The sequence below is a fragment of the Brevibacterium sp. ZH18 genome (genome assembly GCF_022748595.1).
Classification (GTDB): domain Bacteria; phylum Actinomycetota; class Actinomycetes; order Actinomycetales; family Brevibacteriaceae; genus Brevibacterium.
The window spans coordinates 1-1,505 of record NZ_JALDSX010000098.1 but is presented as its reverse complement, the minus strand read 5'-3'; the positions used below and the strand labels follow the sequence as shown (position 1 = coordinate 1,505).

1 rRNA gene is annotated in these 1,505 nt (G+C 53.7%); it reads left to right on the top strand.

The features are described from left to right. A 23S ribosomal RNA gene (locus tag MPN20_RS17065) occupies nucleotides 1-1,400 on the top strand; the annotation flags it as partial. Nucleotides 1,401-1,505 lie beyond the last annotated feature (105 nt).

Sequence of the window (1,505 nt, the reverse complement as noted above, 5' to 3'; positions counted from 1 at the left end):
AGTGTGAGAGCTGATGGGCGCCCCACTTTTGGTGGGGTGATCTGGTGATCCTCAGCTGCCGAGAAAAGCATCGACGTGAGGGTGTGTGTTGCCCGTACCCTATAACCGACACAGGTGGTCAGGTAGAGAATACTAAGGTGATCGAGAGAATCGTGGTTAAGGAACTCGGCAAAATGCCCCCGTAACTTCGGGAGAAGGGGGGCCATCCCGGTATTAGGATTTACTCCGAAAGCTGGTGGTGGTCGCAGAGGCCAGAGAGAAGCGACTGTTTATTAAAAACACAGGTCCGTGCGAAGATGTAAGTCGATGTATACGGACTGACGCCTGCCCGGTGCTGGAAGGTTAAGAGGACTCGTTAACCCTTTAGGGGGTGAAGCGGAGAATTTAAGCCCCAGTAAACGGCGGTGGTAACTATAACCATCCTAAGGTAGCGAAATTCCTTGTCGGGTAAGTTCCGACCTGCACGAATGGCGTAACGACTTCTCTGCTGTCTCAACCACGAACTCGGCGAAATTGCATTACGAGTAAAGATGCTCGTTACGCGCAGCAGGACGGAAAGACCCCGAGACCTTCACTATAGTTTGGTATTGGTGTTCGGTGTGGTTTGTGTAGGATAGGTGGGAGACTGTGAAGCCATCACGCTAGTGGTGGTGGAGTCGACAAGTGAAATACCACTCTGACCATTCTGGATTCCTTAACTTCGGACCCTGATCGGGTTCAGGGACAGTGCCTGATGGGTAGTTTAACTGGGGCGGTTGCCTCCTAAAGAGTAACGGAGGCGCCCAAAGGTTCCCTCAGCCTGGTTGGCAATCAGGTGTCGAGTGTAAGTGCACAAGGGAGCTTGACTGTGAGACGGACGTGTCGAGCAGGAGCGAAAGCTGGGACTAGTGACCCGGCCATGGCTTGTGGAAGCGTGGTCGCTCAACGGATAAAAGGTACCTCGGGGATAACAGGCTGATCTTGCCCAAGAGTCCATATCGACGGCATGGTTTGGCACCTCGATGTCGGCTCGTCGCATCCTGGGGCTGTAGTCGGTCCCAAGGGTTGGGCTGTTCGCCCATTAAAGCGGTACGCGAGCTGGGTTTAGAACGTCGTGAGACAGTTCGGTCCCTATCCGCTGCGTGCGTAGGAAATTTGTGGAGGCCTGTCCTTAGTACGAGAGGACCGGGACGGACGAACCTCTGGTGTGCCAGTTGTACCGCCAGGTGCATGGCTGGTTGGCTACGTTCGGGAAGGATAACCGCTGAAAGCATCTAAGCGGGAAGCCTGCTTCGAGATGAGATTTCCATCCCCTTTGTTGGGGGAGAGGTGTCCCATAGAACATGGGGTTGATAGGCCGGGTATGGAAGCACTGTGAGGTGTGGAGTTGACTGGTACTAATACGCCGATCACTCACTCAACTTTTTGTTGGTTGGTGTGTGTGCGGAACATTTTGAGTTGTTTACGAGGTTTTGGGATCACTTTGTGTGGTGCTCGCGTTCGCTGTACGGTTCTTGGACCGCTAC